This is a genomic window from Microbacterium sp. I2 (genome assembly GCF_051364985.1).
GTDB lineage: Bacteria > Actinomycetota > Actinomycetes > Actinomycetales > Microbacteriaceae > Microbacterium.
In genome coordinates this window covers 23,629-38,621 of sequence record NZ_JBLWIH010000013.1, presented here as the reverse complement: position 1 = coordinate 38,621, position 14,993 = coordinate 23,629, and the positions used below count along the sequence as shown (strand labels likewise).

The following is a 14,993-nucleotide window of genomic DNA, read 5'->3' as shown; positions in this document are numbered from 1 at the left end:
TGGGACCGACGGGGGTGGTCATGGCCGAGGTGACAGGTCGCGACGGAACGGCGGAGAGCGACGTGGGTGAGGACGGCTCGCGCCAGGGGAACGGGCAGAAGAGCGCCGGTGAGGTGCTGATCGTCACCGGCATGTCGGGCGCCGGTCGGTCGACCGCCGCCAACGCTCTGGAGGATCTCGGCTGGTACGTGGTCGACAACCTGCCGCCCCAGATGCTCAAGCCGCTGCTGGATCTCACCGAGCTCGCGGCGGGCGTCCTGCCACGCGTCGCCGTGGTCGTCGACGTGCGCGGGCGAGACCTCTTCTCTGACCTTCCCGAGGCGATGCGCGCGCTGCGGGAGCGCCGCCAGATCCGGCTGATGTTCCTGGATGCCTCGGACGAGGTGCTCGTGCGCCGCTTCGAGGCCGTGCGCCGCCCCCACCCGCTGCAGGGCGACGGCACCATCCTCGACGGCATCCGGCTCGAGCGCGCCCGGCTCACCGCCGTCCGCGAGAGCGCGGACGTCATCATGGACACGTCCACGTACAACATCCACCAGCTGGCCACGCAGGTGAGCGACCTCTTCTCCGAGGAGAATGCCGCGCGGCATACCCTGACGATCCTGAGCTTCGGGTTCAAGTACGGGCTTCCGCCCGATGCCGACCTCGTCGCCGACATGAGGTTCCTGCCCAATCCGTTCTGGAACGAAGGGCTGCGTCCGCTCACGGGTGAGGACGCCGATGTGCGCGAGTTCGTCCTCGCGCAGGAGGGCGCCGAGGACTTCATCGCGGCGTACGCCGCCGCCCTGCGCCCGGTTCTCGCCGGCTACCAGCGTGAGAACAAGCGCCACTCGGTCGTCGCGGTCGGGTGCACCGGCGGCAAGCATCGCTCCGTCGTGATGGCGCGCGAGCTCGCCGACCGCCTCGCCGGCGTGCCGGGAGTCGCCGTGCGGGTGAAGCATCGCGACCTCGGGCGTGAATGACTCCGGCCGAGTAGGCTTGTCCTTCGTTCCAGGACCCATCCGCGAAGGAGACCCGTGTCGCTCACTGCTGACGTGAAGGCCGAGCTGATCACCGTGCGCGACCCGCGCCCGACGGCCCGCGTGGCAGAGCTGACCTCGCTGTTGCGGTTCTCCGGGGGACTGCACTCGATCGCGAATCGGGTCGCCGTCGAGGCGGAAGTCGATTCCGACGTGCTCGCGCGGCGCACCGCCCGCGATCTCGTGGAGCTCTACGGCGTGCGCCCCGAACTCGTCCACGTTCAGGGCTCCGGTGCGCGCAACGGCAGCCACTACGCCGTGCGCGTGATCGACGGCGGCGAGACGCTCGCTCGTCAGACCGGACTGCTCGACCAGCGCCGGCGCCCCGTGCGCGGGCTGCCCAACAAGCTGACGACCGGGTCGCGCGGCGACCTGGCCGCGATCTGGCGCGGCGCATTCCTCGCTGCCGGCTCGCTGAGCGAGCCGGGCCGGTCGGCGGCCCTCGAGATCACCTGCCCGTCGTCAGAGGCCGCAATGGCCCTGGTCGGCGCCGCGCATCGCCTCGGCATCGCCGGCAAGGCGCGCGAGGTTCGTGGTGTGCCGCGCGTCGTGGTCCGCGAGGGCGAGGCGATCCGCGCAGCCCTCGCCGCGATGGGCGCCGTCCGCGCCGCGTCGGACTGGGATCAGATGCGCCAGCGGCGAGAAGTCCGCGCCGGCGTCAACCGGCTCGTCAACTTCGACGACGCGAACCTGCGGCGCTCGGCCCAGGCCGCCGTCGCCGCGTGCGCACGGGTCGAGCGTGCGCTCGAGATCCTGGGGGAGGAGGTGCCCGAGCACCTTCGCGAAGCAGGCGAGCTGCGCCTTGCACACCGCGACGCGAGCCTGGACGAGCTCGGCCACCACGCGGATCCGCCGCTGACCAAGGACGCCGTCGCCGGACGCATCCGCCGCCTGCTCGCGATGGCCGATAAGAAGGCCGAGACCGACGGCGTGCCGGGCACGGATGCGGCTGTTCCGGCGGGTCTCGAAGACTGAGCCGAGGCATCCGGGTACTCGACGTCATCGAGGGAAGCAACCCCCGCGCGCGGACGTTGAGGCTCAGTAGGATGAACCCGTCACCCTCGCAGCGCCGAGGAATTCGGCGCGCGCCGACAGGAAGAAGAGAACATGGCGAAGTACACCTTGCCCGACCTCCCCTACGACTACGCCGCGCTCGAACCGCACATCAGCGGCAAGATCATGGAGCTGCACCACAGCAAGCACCACCAGGCGTATGTCACCGGTGCCAACACGGCTCTCGAGCAGCTGGCGGAGGCGCGTGAGACCGGCAGCCTCGCGAACGTGAACAAGCTCGAGAAGGACCTGGCCTTCAACCTGGGCGGTCACGTCAACCACTCCATCTTCTGGACGAACCTCTCGCCCAACGGCGGCGGCGAGCCCGACGGCGAGCTGCGTGCCGCGATCGACGAGTTCTTCGGCGGCTTCGACAAGTTCCAGGCGCACTTCACCGCAGCCGCGACCGGAATCCAGGGCTCGGGCTGGGCGGTGCTCAGCTGGGACCCGATCGGCGAGCAGCTCATCGTGCAGCAGCTGTTCGACCAGCAGAGCAACACGGCCCAGGGCACGATTCCCGTCTTCCAGCTGGACATGTGGGAGCACGCGTTCTACCTGGACTACCTGAATGTCAAGGCCGACTACGTCAAGGCGGTCTGGAACATCGTCGACTGGCAGAACGTGGCCCGGCGCCTCGACGCCGCCCGGCAGAAGACGTCGGGCCTGCTGGTACTGTCATAGCTGGCGAGCGTCCCGGCGGGTGCGCCCGCCGGGACGCCGTTGTCCACCGTCTGAATCGCACCAAACCGCGCACTCGCGCACGACACATCTCAGGAGAAATTCCGTGGCTGTCAAGATCGGCATCAACGGCTTCGGCCGAATCGGACGCAACTTCCTTCGCGCGGCTCTCGCGCAGGGCGCGGACCTCGAAATCGTGGCGGTGAACGACCTCACCGACAACAAGACGCTCGCACACCTCCTCACCTACGACTCGGTGGGCGGCCCGCTGAGCGAATCGGTCTCGTACGACGGCGACTCCATCACGGTCGGCGGCAAGTCCATCAAGGTCTTCGAAGAGCGCGACCCCGCCAACCTCCCGTGGGGCGAGCTGGGCGTCGACATCGTCATCGAGTCCACCGGACGCTTCACCAAGGCCGAGGACGCCAAGAAGCACATCGCGGGCGGCGCCAAGAAGGTCCTGATCTCCGCGCCCGCCACCGGCGACGACGTCACGATCGTGATGGGTGTCAACGAGGGCGAATACGACCCCGAGAACCACGTCATCATCTCCAACGCCTCGTGCACCACGAACTGCCTCGCGCCCCTCGCGAAGGTGTTCAACGACGCCTTCGGCATCGAGCGCGGCTTCATGATGACCGCTCACGCGTACACGGCCGACCAGAACCTCCAGGACGGCCCGCACAGCGACCTGCGTCGCGCACGCGCCGCAGCGATCAACATCGTGCCGGCATCCACCGGCGCCGCGAAGGCCATCGGCCGCGTGCTTCCCGAGCTGAACGGCAAGCTCAGCGGCTCGTCGTACCGGGTGCCCGTCCCCACCGGCTCGATCGTCGACCTGACGATCGTCACGCCGACCGAGGGCCTCACTGCCGAGCAGGTCAACGAGGCGTACAAGGCCGCTGCGGCCGAGGGCCGTCTGGCCGGCTACCTCGAGTACACCGAGGACCCGATCGTCTCCAGCGACATCCAGCTCAACCCGCACTCGTCGATCTTCGACTCGGAGCTCACCAACGTCAGCGGCAACCTGGTCAAGGTGTCGGCGTGGTACGACAACGAGTGGGGCTACTCCAACCGCCTCGTCGACCTGACCGAGTACGTCGCCGAGCGCCTGTAACCCGTCATGGCCCTGCGCACCCTCAGCACCCTGGGTTCGCTGGCCGGCAAGCGCGTCATCGTCCGTGCTGACCTCAACGTCCCCCTGAAGGACGGCGTCATCACGGACGATGGCCGTGTGCGGGCCACGCTCCCCACGCTCAACGCCCTCATCAACCAGGGCGCTCGCGTCCTGGTCTGCTCGCACCTCGGTCGCCCCGAGGGAGCGCCGGACCCGAAGTACAGCCTGGCGCCTGTCGCCCAGCGTCTGTCCGAGCTGCTCGGCAAGCCGGTCGCCTTCGCCCGTGACACGGTGGGGGAGTCGGCCCACGAGGCCGCCGCAGCCCTCGAGGACGGCGATGTCGCGGTGCTCGAGAACCTCCGCTTCAACCCGGGTGAGACATCCAAGGACGACTCAGCGCGACGCGCGTTCGCCGAGCAGCTCGCCGGGCTCGGGGACGTGCTCGTGTCGGACGGCTTCGGTGTGGTGCACCGCAAGCAGGCGTCGGTGTACGACCTCGCCGAGATCCTGCCGTCCGCCGCCGGATCGCTCATCGAGAAGGAGGTCGATGTCCTCGACCGCCTCACCGAGAACCCGGAGCGCCCCTACACGGTCGTGCTGGGCGGTTCGAAGGTCAGCGACAAGCTCGGGGTCATCGACCACCTGCTGCCGCGCGTAGACCGACTGCTGGTCGGCGGCGGCATGATGTTCACGTTCCTGGCCGCACAGGGCCACAAGGTCGGGGCGAGCCTGCTCGAGCAGGACCAGCTCGACACCGTCACCCGGTACATGGCGAAGGCGAAGGAGCTCGGGGTCGAACTCGTCCTCCCGGTCGACGCCGTCGTCGCGGCGTCGTTCGCGGCCGATGCCGAGCACGTGATCGCACCTGCCTCGGCACTCGAAGACACCGCGTTCGGAGCATCCGGTCTCGGGCTCGACATCGGACCCGAGACAGCGGTGATCTTCGCGAACGCGGTGCGCGGCTCGAAGACGGTGTTCTGGAACGGCCCGATGGGCGTGTTCGAGATGGCGCCCTTCGCCGCCGGCACCAAAGCCGTCGCGAAGGCGCTCACCGAGGTCGACGGGCTGTCCGTCGTCGGAGGCGGCGACTCCGCCGCCGCGGTGCGCCAGCTCGGCTTCGCAGACGACGAGTTCGGTCACATCTCGACCGGCGGAGGCGCGAGCCTGGAGTTCCTCGAAGGAAAGAAGCTTCCCGGACTGGAGGTCCTCGGATGGCAATAGCGCCGCGCACCCCGCTCATCGCGGGCAACTGGAAGATGAACCTCGACCACCTGCAGGCGGTCGCGTTCGTGCAGAAGCTGCACTGGACCCTCAAGGACGCCAAGCACGAGGACGGCTCGGTCGAGGTGGCGGTCTTCCCGCCGTTCACCGACCTGCGCACGGTGCAGACGCTCCTGGACGCCGACAAGATCCCGTTCGCACTCGGTGCGCAGGATCTCTCGGCGCATGACTCCGGGGCGTACACGGGCGAGGTCTCGGGCGCCTTCCTCGCGAAGCTCGACAACCGGTACGTCATCATCGGCCACTCCGAGCGGCGGCAGTACCACGCCGAGAGCGACGAGGTCGTGGCGGCCAAGGTCAAGGCGGCACTGCGGCACGGTCTGATTCCGGTCATCTGCGTCGGCGAGACGAGCGAAGATCTCCAGAAGTTCGGTGCAAGCGCAGTTCCTGTCGCCCAGCTGACCGCCGCCCTCGCAGGCGTGAAGGCAGATGCCGAGATCGTCGTCGCGTACGAGCCGGTGTGGGCGATCGGCTCCGGCCAGGCGGCCACGCCGCAGCAGGCGCAGGATGTCTGCGCCACGCTGCGCGGCGTCATCGCCGAGAAGCTGGGAGCGGATGCCGCGGCGAAGACCCGCGTGCTGTACGGCGGCTCGGTGAAGGCGGCCAACATCGCCAGCTTCATGCGCGAGCCCGACGTGGACGGCGCTCTGGTCGGCGGGGCGAGCCTCGTGGTCGACGAGTTCGCCGCGATCATCCGATACCAGAAGCACGTCGGCGTGTGAGAGCTGACCTATACTGAGACACTGCGTGCCCAGTCTCGGCACGCTGAAAGGCGTTGATCTGTGCAGATCCTCGAATTCGTCCTGCAGGTGCTCCTGGGCATCACGAGCCTCCTGCTGACCCTTCTGATCCTGCTCCACAAGGGGCGCGGCGGCGGGCTGTCCGACATGTTCGGCGGCGGCATGACCTCGGCTCTCGGCTCATCCGGCCTCGCCGAGCGCAATCTCAACCGGTTCACAGTGGTCCTCGCGCTCGCATGGTTCGCGGCGATCGTCGCGCTGGGCCTTATCACGAAGTTCCAGGCGCTCTGATGGCGACCGGAGGCAACGCGATCCGCGGCACCCGTGTCGGTGCCGGCCCGATGGGGGAGCAGGACCACGGTTTCCACGCCGACCGCATCGCCGTCTCGTACTGGGACGCGCTGGGCAACGAGACCGTTCGCTACTTCGCCGCCGGGATTCCCGAGGAGGAGATCCCCGAGACCATCGACTCGCCGCACTCCGGCCTGCCGGCCGGTCGCGACAAAGAGAACCCCCCTGCCGTGGCGAAGACCGAGCCGTACAAGACACACCTCGCTTACGTGAAGGAGCGTCGCACCGAAGAAGAGGCCGAGGCGCTCCTCGACGACGCGCTGAAGCAGCTCCGCGAGCGACGTGGACAGGGCTGACCGCCCGTAACCACGTGACGTTGTGAAGAGCGGATGCCTCGTGTCGAGGCATCCGCTCTTTCAATACTCGCGATCGATGAGATCGGGCGGAACCTGAGACGCCGCCGCCTCGTCGACGAAGAAGACGGTGCGCTTGCGACCCTTGGCGCCGGCCGCCGGCACACTCGCATAGCTCGCTCCCGCCAGGGCGAGACCCAAGGCGGACGCCTTGTCGGCACCGGAGACCACCATCCACACGCGCTTCGAGCCGTTGATCACCGGTCGGGTCATCGTGATGCGCTCGGGCGGGGGCTTCGGAGCGTCGTGAACCGGCACGACCGAGCGGTCGGTGACGAGGATCTCGGGTCGATCGGGGAACAGTGACGCGATGTGCGCGTCGGGTCCGACTCCGAGGAAGCACACGTCGAAGGCGGGCCAGGCGCCGTCGGGGCCGGGGTAGCGCGCGAGCTCGTCGGCGTATGCCGAGGCTGCTGCCTCGGCATCCGCACCCGCGCCTTCGGCCGGGATCGCGTGGATGTTCGCCGCCGGCATGTCGATGGCGTCGAGGAGGACGCCGCGCGCCTGCTTCTCGTTGCGCTCCTCATCACCGGCAGGCACGAAGCGCTCGTCGCTCCACCAGAAGTGGACGAGCGACCAGTCGATGCGCTCGATGCGCGGGTTGCGGGCCGCCGCCGCAAGGACGGCGGCACCCATCGTGCCGCCGGTCAGCGAGACGTGCGCCAGTTTGCCTTCGTCCGCCCGCTTGGCGACGCGGCTGAGGAACCGGGCAGCGACGGAGTCGGCGAGCGCCGCGGGATCGGGACTGATGACGACCCGCTTCTCGGCCCAGGCCTCAACCATCCGTGTCACTCACCCGAACGACTCGTCATGCGTCCTGCGTCTCCTTCGTCGCCGGAGGGTCGAGCAGCTCCCAGCCCTCCGTGATGACTCGACCATACAGGACGTCCGGGTCGAGGCGACGAAGCTCCTCCGCGAGGCATTCGCGGAGTGTACGGCGCGGGAAGGCGAGTTCGTGACTGGGCTGACCGGGCTGGGTGAGGGTGGCTCGCCCCGGCGTGGGTCGCTCCAGCAGCACCTCTCCGCTCGGGCGTTCGAGGGCGACCGACTTGATGCCGTGCGGCCATTCCGCCGGATCGAGGTACGCCCAGTCCACCGGCACGTCCAGTGTCAGGCGCAGCCATGCGGCGAGCAGCGCCGTCGAGGGCGAATCGGAGGCCCCGCGCACACGCACGGCGGTCACGGGCTCGTACGGCGGCTGGTCCAGGATCGCCGCGAGCTGTTCGCGCCAGCGCGTCAGGCGGGTCCACGAGAGATCCGTGTCGCCCGGCGCATACTGGTCGCCGAGGCCGGCGACGAATGCGGAGGGATCCGCCTTCGTCGCGGCATCCGTGATCCGGCGCTGCGCGATCTTTCCGATCGACGTCCTCGAGATGTCCTCGGGCGTGCGATTGGGCCACCACACCACCACGGGTGCGTCGGGCAGAAGCAGCCCGGTGACGAGGCTCTCGAGGTTGGAGTTGCCGGCGTCGCCGAACACGCGGAGCGTCACGACCTCGCTCGCCCCGGCGTCGCCGCCCACGCGGATCTGCGCGTCCAGGCGAGGGTCCGTGTCGAGACTGTCGCCGATCATGAGCACGATGACGCGCATCGGGTGCTCGCGCGAGGCGTCGTTGGCGGCCTCGATGACCTCTTCGACCGCACCCTCACGGGTCAGGATGATGAGCGTCAGCACGCGGCCGAGCGCGACCGCGCCGCCCTCCTCGCGGACGCTGACCAGCGCACGCGAGATCTTGCTGACGGTGGTGTCGGGAAGATCGACGATCACGGGCGCCTCCAGCTGCGTCCATCGCGGGCGAGCATCTCGTCCGCTGATGCCGGGCCCCATGACCCGGGCGAGTACTGTTCAACGGGTCCGCCCTGCTCGTCCCAGAACCGCTCGATCGGGTCGAGGATCTTCCATGAGAGCTCGACCTCCTCGTGGCGCGGGAAGAGGGGCGGGTCGCCGAGGAGCACGTCGAGGATCAGTCGCTCGTACGCCTCGGGGCTCGCCTCGGTGAAGGCGTGGCCGTAGCCGAAGTCCATCGTGACGTCGCGCACCTGCGCGCCCGCGCCGGGCACCTTCGAGCCGAACCGGATCGTGACGCCCTCGTCGGGCTGCACGCGGATGACGAGGGCGTTCTGCCCCTGGCCCGACGTCTGGCTGCGCGAGAAGAGCAGCTCGGGTGCGCGCTTGAACACCACGGCGATCTCGGTCACGCGACGGCCCAGACGCTTGCCGGTGCGCAGATAGAACGGCACGCCCGCCCAGCGGCGGGTGTTGACTTCGAGCGTGACTGCGGCGTAGGTCTCGGTCGTGGAGTGCGGGTTCATGCCGTCCTCCTCGAGGAAGCCCAGAACCTTCTCGCCGCCCTGCCAGCCGCCCGCATACTGTCCACGCGCCGTAGAACGGGCGAGGTCGTCGGGGGGGGTCACCGCGGCGAGAACCTTCTCCTTCTCGGCGCGCAGGTCCTTCGCGTCGAACGAGATGGGTTCTTCCATGGCGGTGAGCGCCATGAGCTGCAGCAGGTGGTTCTGAATGACGTCACGCGCGGCGCCGACGCCGTCGTAGTAGCCGGCACGGCCCCCCACGCCGATGTCCTCCGCCATCGTAATCTGCACGTGATCGACGTAGTTGCGGTTCCAGATCGGCTCGTACAGCTCGTTCGCGAAGCGCAGCGCCAGGATGTTCTGGACCGTCTCCTTGCCGAGGTAGTGGTCGATGCGGAAGATCGAGTCGGCGGGGAACGCCGAGCGCAGCACGTCGTTGAGGGCGGCGGCGGACTCCTGATCGTGGCCGAACGGCTTCTCGATGACCACTCGCCGCCAACGGTCGGGCTGATCCGCGGTGTCGTCGACGAGGCCCGAGGACTTCAGCTGCTCGGCGACGACCGGGAACGCCTTGGGCGGGATCGACAAGTAGAACGCGTGGTTGCCCATCGTTCCGCGCTCGGTGTCGAGGCGGTCGACGGTCTCGCGCAGGCGACGGAAGGCGTCGGGGTCGTCGAACTCACCCGAGACGAAGCGGATGCCTTCGAGCAGCTGCTGCCACGTCTCGTCGCGGAACTCGGTGCGGGCGTGCTGCCGTACCGCGTCGTACACCACCTTTGCGAAGTCCTGATCCTCCCAGTCGCGACGGGCGAAGCCGACGAGCGCGAAGCCCGGGGGCAGCAGCCCCCGGTTGGCGAGGTCGTACACGGCGGGCATGAGCTTCTTGCGGGAGAGGTCTCCCGTGACGCCGAAGATGACGAGCGCGCTCGGGCCGGCGATGCGGTTGAGACGACGGTCTTCGGGGTCGCGCAGCGGGTTGTGCCCGCGCGAAATCTCGACGGTCATGGGGCGGAGAGCTCCTACTGGGCCGCTTCGAAGAGCGAGAGCACTTCGATCTGGGGGTCGGTGAGGGTGAGTGTGACGACCGGGCGGCCGTGGCCCTCGGACAGCACACTCGCGTCGCCCGCGGCCTGCGCCTGGATCAGCTGGCCGAACGTGAACGGTCGCTCGGGGATCTCGAGGTCGACATCGGTCTGCTCGAGGATCTGAAGGAACACGCCGTTGGCCGGCCCGCCCTTGTGGTACTGGCCGGTCGAGTGCAGGAAGCGCGGGCCCCAGCCGAACGTGGTCGGGCGGCCCGAGTCGGCGGCGACGAGTTCGCGCAACCCTGCCAGCTGCGGCAGCTCGAGCCGGTTCACATAGGCCTGGAGGGCGACATAGCCGTCCTCGGGCAGTCGCGCCCACAACGCGTCGAGGACACCGGCGACGGTTCCGGATGCCGCGAGGTCGGGGTCCGACACGCGCACCTCGACGCCTTCGACGGTGAACGCCGGCGGCGTCGGCGCGGGCCGCGCGTCGAGGAGGCCGCGGGCGGCCACCTTGGCGGATTCCACGTCGGGCTGATCGAAGGGGTTGATCCCCAGCATCCGTCCGGCGATCGCCGTGGCGTACTCCCACACGACGAACTGGGCGCCGAGCGATCCGCTGACCAGCACCTCGCCCTCGTGGTGCTCGAAGAGATGGAACTCCTTCGCCTCGTCGACGAGCCGCACGACCTGGAGATCGGCGGGCCGGCTCTCGAGCTCGGGCGAGACCGGGAGCAGGACGACGGGAAGGATGCCGGTGCCCTGCTTTCCGGTCGACTCCGCGACGAGCTGCTCGATCCAGTCCGGCAGGCCCACGATGTGGGTGCCGTCGGTGACCAGGCCCAGCTTGTCGCGACGAGCCTGTGCTCGATTGCCGTCCTGGGCGGGGTCGGTGCCGTTGCCCCCGGCGATCGCCGCGGCCAGCACGAGGGCCGGGTTGTCGGGGCTGTCGATCGCGACCTCGAGGAGAGAGGCCTCGGCCTCGTCGAGGAGCTCGGCGATGTCGACACCGGCGAGCCCCGTGGGCACGAGGCCGAAGGCGGTCAGCGCCGAGTAGCGGCCGCCGACGGTCGGGTCGGCGTTGAAGACGGTGTAGCCGTCGGCGCGCGCCGCCTGATCGAGCGGGGAGCCCGGGTCGGTGACAACGACGATCCGCTCGCGGGGGTCGATGCCGAGATCCCGGAAGGCGGCTTCGAAGGCCCGCTTGGCCGAATCCGTCTCGACGGTGGATCCGGACTTGGACGAGACGACCAGCACGGTGCGGGTGAGGTCGCCGGCCTCGGCATCACCGTCGAGCGCGGCGAGCACCTGCCCGGGCGCGGTCGAGTCGAGGATCACCAGGGGCACGCCGGCCGTCTGCGCGATGACCTCCGGCGCGAGCGACGAGCCGCCCATGCCGGCGAGCACCACACGCGTCACGCCCTTCGCGCGGAGCTGGGCGCGCAGCGCCTCGATCTCGGCGACGAGTGGACGCGAGACGCTGACGGCCTCGACCCAGCCCAGGCGTTTGGACGCCTCGTCCTCTGCGGCCGCGCCCCACAGGCTCGCATCGCCCGCCGTGATCCCCGACGCCACGAGGCTGTCGACCAGCCCCGGGAGCGTCGCCTCGACGAGCGACTTGACGTGCCCGCTGAGATGGATGTCGAAGCTCATCGGGCGGCCTCGACGGCGCCCTCGAGCGCCGTCTTGACCGTTGCCTGGAGGTCGTGCCACGAGGCGATGAACTTGTCGACGCCCTCGTCCTCGAGCACCTGGGTCACGTCGTCGAAGTCCACGCCCACCGCGGCGAGGCGTGCGAAGACCTCGTGCGCCGCCTCGTACGTGCCCGTCACGGCGTCGCCCGCGATGCTGCCGTGATCGAAGGTGGCCTCGAGCGTCTTCTCGGGCATGGTGTTGACCGTGCCGGGTGCGATGAGCTCGGTCACGTAGAGCGTGTCGGGAAGCGACGGGTCCTTGACGCCGGTCGAGGCCCACAGCGGGCGCTGCACGTGGGCTCCGGCATCCGTCAGCGCCTTCGCGCGGTCGGTGGCGAACTCCTTCTCGAACAGCTCGTAGGCCAGGCGGGCGTTGGCGACGCCGGCGAGCGACTTGAGCGCCGTGGCCTCGTCGGTGCCGATGGCCACGAGGCGCTTGTCGACCTCGGTGTCCACGCGCGACACGAAGAACGACGCGACCGAGTGGATCTGGGAGATGTCGTGGCCGTTCGCCTGCGCCTGCTCGATGCCCGACAGGAACGCGTCGATGACCTCGGAGTAGCGCTCGAGGCTGAAGATCAGAGTGACGTTGACCGAGATCCCCTCGGCAAGCGTCGCCGTGATCGCCGGCAGACCGGCCTTCGTCGCCGGGATCTTGATGTGCACGTTCGGCCGGCCGACCTTGGCCCACAGCTCCTTGGCCTGGGCGATGGTGCCGTCGGTGTCGTGCGCGAGGTCGGGGGAGACCTCGATCGACACGCGGCCGTCGACGCCCCCGGTCGCGTCGTACACGGGGCGGAAGATGTCGGCGGCGTCGCGCACGTCATCGGTGGTGGCGGCGAAGATCGCGTCGTCCACGGATGCGCCCGCGGCGGCGAGCGCCGTGATCTGCTCGGCGTATGCGTGCCCGCCGCCCCCGATGGCGGCCTGGAAGATCGTCGGGTTCGTCGTCACGCCGCTGACGTTGCGCGTCGAGATGAGCTCGGTCAGGTTGCCCGTGGTGATGCGCTCGCGCGACAGATCGTCGAGCCAGATGCTCACGCCCTCGGCGACCAGCTTCTCAGTGGGGGTGCTCATTGCGTTCTCCTCGGATTACTCGGCCGCCGCTGTCGCGGCACCGATGGTCTCGTGGGCCGCCGCGACGACGGCGTCGGCGGTGATGCCGAACTTCTGGAACAGGGTCTTGTAGTCGGCCGACGCGCCGAAGTGGTCGATCGCGACGGAGCGGCCGGCGTCGCCGACGATTCCGCGCCACGTGAGCGCCGAGCCGGCCTCGACCGACACACGCGCCTTGACCCCTGCGGGCAGGACCTGCTCGCGGTACGCGTCGTCCTGCTCGGCAAACCACTCGAGGGACGGAGCCGACACCACGCGGGCGTTCACGCCTTCGGCCGCGAGGGTCTCGCGGGCCGCGACGGCCAGCTGCACCTCGGAGCCGGTGGCGATGAGGATCACGTCGGGCGTGCCGTTCGGCGCTTCGGCGAGGATGTACGCGCCCTTGGCGACGTTGTCGGCCGAGGCGAAGACGTCACCGGATGCCTCGCCGTCGCCCCGCTCGAACACCGGGATGTTCTGGCGGGTCAGCGCGATGCCCGACGGTCCGCCCTGGCGGCGGAGGATCTCGAGCCACGCGGCTGCCGTCTCGTTGGCATCCGCCGGACGCACCACCGTGAAGTTGGGGATGGCGCGAAGCGTCGCGAGCTGCTCGACAGGCTGATGGGTCGGGCCGTCCTCGCCGAGCGCGACGGAGTCGTGCGTCCACACGAAGATCGACGGGATGTCCATGAGCGCGGCCAGACGCACCGACGGGCGCATGTAGTCGCTGAAGATCAGGAACGTGCCGCCGAAGGGACGGGTCGGACCGTGCAGCTTGATGCCGTTGACGATCGCGCCCATCGCGTGCTCGCGGATTCCGAAGTGCAGCACCCTCCCGTACGGATCGCCCGACCACTCGTGGGTCGACCACTCCGACGGGATGAACGACTTCGCGTCCTTGATGGTGGTGAGGTTCGACTCGGCCAGGTCGGCCGATCCGCCCCACAGCTCCGGCAGCTTCGCGGCCAGCGCGTTGATGACGAGGCCCGATGCCGCGCGCGTCGAGACGTCCTTGCCGGCCTCGAAGGACGGCAGAGCGGATGCCACGTCCTGGGGCAGCTCGCCGGCCTCCAGGCGGTCCAGCAGCGCCTTGCGCTCGGGGTTCGCATCAGCCCACGCGTCGAACGCGGTCTGCCACTCGGCGCGCGCCTCGGCGGCGCGCTCCTTCAGCGACCGCGTGTGCGCGAGCACGTCGTCCGCGACGACGAACGACTGCTCGGGGTCGAAGCCGAGCACCTTCTTCGTCGCGGCGAGTTCGTCGGCGCCCAGCGCGGAGCCGTGGATCTTGCCGGTGTTCTGCTTGCCGGGCGAGGGCCAGCCGATGATGGTGCGCAGGATGATCAGCGACGGCTTGCCTGTCTCGCCCTTCGCCGCCTCGAGCGCCTCGTAGAGCTCGGCTACGTCCTCGACGTACTCGCCGGTGCGCTTCCAGTCCACGACCTGCACGTGCCAGCCGTAGGACTCGTACCGCTTCTGCACGTCCTCGGTGAACGCGACGTTGGTGTCGTCCTCGATCGAGATCTGGTTGGAGTCGTAGATCGCGATGAGGTTGCCCAGCTGCTGGTGGCCGGCGAGGCTCGACGCCTCGCTCGTGACACCCTCCTGCAGGTCCCCGTCGCCGGCGATCGCGTACACGAAGTGGTCGAACGGTGACGTGCCCGCCGCGGCCTCCGGATCGAACAGGCCGCGCTCATATCGGGCCGCATAAGCGAACCCGACAGCCGATGCCAGACCCTGGCCCAGCGGACCGGTCGTGATCTCCACACCCTCGGTGTGTCCGTACTCGGGGTGGCCGGGCGTCTTCGAACCCCACGTGCGCAGCGCCTTCAGGTCGTCCAGCTCCAGGCCGAAACCCCCCAGGTACAGCTGCACGTACTGCGTCAGCGACGAGTGGCCCGCCGACAGGATGAACCGGTCGCGTCCCAGCCAGTGCGTGTCCGCCGGGTCGTGACGCAGCACCCTCTGGTACAACAGGTACGCCGCCGGCGCCAGGCTCATCGCGGTGCCGGGGTGGCCGTTGCCCACCTTCTCCACGGCATCCGCAGCCAACACACGAGCGGTGTCCACCGCGCGCCGATCGATCTCATCCCAACGCAGAACCGACACCGGGCCGCCTTTCTCGAGGAGGTGCGCCCGCAGAGAGGGGGCCGGTCCGCGGGCCCTTGTCCGGATGGATAAGGGGGAATCGGCGGCGGGCGCGCGTGTGGTCTCAGCATAGCGAAGCGGGGTGCCGCCCAGGCCATGCGAGCCTTCGTATGACGCAGTCTTGCGAACCGG

Annotated in this window: 14 protein-coding genes; 8 read left to right on the top strand and 6 right to left on the bottom strand. The window is 69.3% G+C overall.

Going from position 1 to position 14,993, the window contains the following annotated elements:
• Positions 1 to 14: 14 nt before the first annotated feature.
• The 8 genes from rapZ (at position 15) to ACLKM7_RS12235 (ending at position 6,535) form a co-directional block, all read left to right on the top strand.
• Entirely contained in the window at positions 15 to 962 is a 948-nt protein-coding gene (gene rapZ, locus ACLKM7_RS12270; RefSeq protein WP_436447448.1) for an RNase adapter RapZ, read from the top strand.
• 54 nt (positions 963 to 1,016) lie between these two features.
• Positions 1,017 to 1,994 (top strand): DNA-binding protein WhiA, encoded by a 978-nt coding sequence (gene whiA, locus ACLKM7_RS12265; RefSeq protein ID WP_436447447.1) that lies wholly within the window; start codon positions 1,017 to 1,019, stop codon positions 1,992 to 1,994.
• A 132-nt stretch (positions 1,995 to 2,126) separates the two neighbouring features.
• Entirely contained in the window at positions 2,127 to 2,753 is a 627-nt protein-coding gene (locus ACLKM7_RS12260) for a superoxide dismutase (protein WP_436447446.1), read from the top strand.
• A gap of 103 nt (positions 2,754 to 2,856) precedes the next feature.
• Entirely contained in the window at positions 2,857 to 3,867 is a 1,011-nt protein-coding gene (gene gap / locus ACLKM7_RS12255) for a type I glyceraldehyde-3-phosphate dehydrogenase (protein WP_436447445.1), read from the top strand.
• A 6-nt stretch (positions 3,868 to 3,873) separates the two neighbouring features.
• Complete coding sequence (locus ACLKM7_RS12250) at positions 3,874 to 5,088, top strand: phosphoglycerate kinase (protein ID WP_436447444.1); 1,215 nt, start codon at positions 3,874 to 3,876, stop codon at positions 5,086 to 5,088.
• Positions 5,079 to 5,870, top strand: a complete 792-nt coding sequence (gene tpiA, locus ACLKM7_RS12245; RefSeq protein WP_436447443.1) for a triose-phosphate isomerase — start codon at positions 5,079 to 5,081, stop codon at positions 5,868 to 5,870. Before ACLKM7_RS12250 ends, tpiA begins: the two co-directional genes overlap by 10 nt.
• Positions 5,871 to 5,930: 60 nt before the next feature.
• Positions 5,931 to 6,179, top strand: coding sequence for a preprotein translocase subunit SecG (gene secG / locus ACLKM7_RS12240; protein ID WP_168914505.1), 249 nt, complete (start codon positions 5,931 to 5,933; stop codon positions 6,177 to 6,179).
• Complete coding sequence (locus ACLKM7_RS12235; RefSeq protein WP_168914506.1) at positions 6,179 to 6,535, top strand: RNA polymerase-binding protein RbpA; 357 nt, start codon at positions 6,179 to 6,181, stop codon at positions 6,533 to 6,535. The genes secG and ACLKM7_RS12235 overlap by 1 nt, the downstream gene beginning before the upstream one ends.
• A 60-nt stretch (positions 6,536 to 6,595) precedes the next feature.
• Here ACLKM7_RS12235 and pgl read toward each other — a convergent pair whose 3' ends face one another.
• Genes pgl through tkt form a run of 6 tightly spaced genes read right to left on the bottom strand, consistent with a single transcriptional unit; the run spans position 6,596 to position 14,822 of the window.
• Positions 6,596 to 7,375, bottom strand: coding sequence for a 6-phosphogluconolactonase (gene pgl, locus ACLKM7_RS12230; RefSeq protein ID WP_436447442.1), 780 nt, complete (start codon positions 7,373 to 7,375; stop codon positions 6,596 to 6,598).
• Between the two features lie 25 nt (positions 7,376 to 7,400).
• Entirely contained in the window at positions 7,401 to 8,360 is a 960-nt protein-coding gene (locus ACLKM7_RS12225) for a glucose-6-phosphate dehydrogenase assembly protein OpcA (RefSeq protein WP_436447441.1), read from the bottom strand.
• A complete protein-coding gene (gene zwf, locus ACLKM7_RS12220) occupies positions 8,357 to 9,907 on the bottom strand; it encodes a glucose-6-phosphate dehydrogenase (RefSeq protein ID WP_436447440.1) in 1,551 nt (516 codons plus the stop codon). The genes ACLKM7_RS12225 and zwf overlap by 4 nt, the downstream gene beginning before the upstream one ends.
• 14 nt (positions 9,908 to 9,921) lie before the next feature.
• Positions 9,922 to 11,580, bottom strand: coding sequence for a glucose-6-phosphate isomerase (locus ACLKM7_RS12215; RefSeq protein WP_436447439.1), 1,659 nt, complete (start codon positions 11,578 to 11,580; stop codon positions 9,922 to 9,924).
• Positions 11,577 to 12,698, bottom strand: coding sequence for a transaldolase (tal, locus tag ACLKM7_RS12210; RefSeq protein ID WP_436447438.1), 1,122 nt, complete (start codon positions 12,696 to 12,698; stop codon positions 11,577 to 11,579). The genes ACLKM7_RS12215 and tal overlap by 4 nt, the downstream gene beginning before the upstream one ends.
• A gap of 15 nt (positions 12,699 to 12,713) precedes the next feature.
• Positions 12,714 to 14,822: a transketolase gene (tkt, locus tag ACLKM7_RS12205; RefSeq protein WP_436447437.1), complete on the bottom strand. Its 2,109-nt coding sequence runs from the start codon at positions 14,820 to 14,822 to the stop codon at positions 12,714 to 12,716.
• Positions 14,823 to 14,993: the final 171 nt, after the last annotated feature.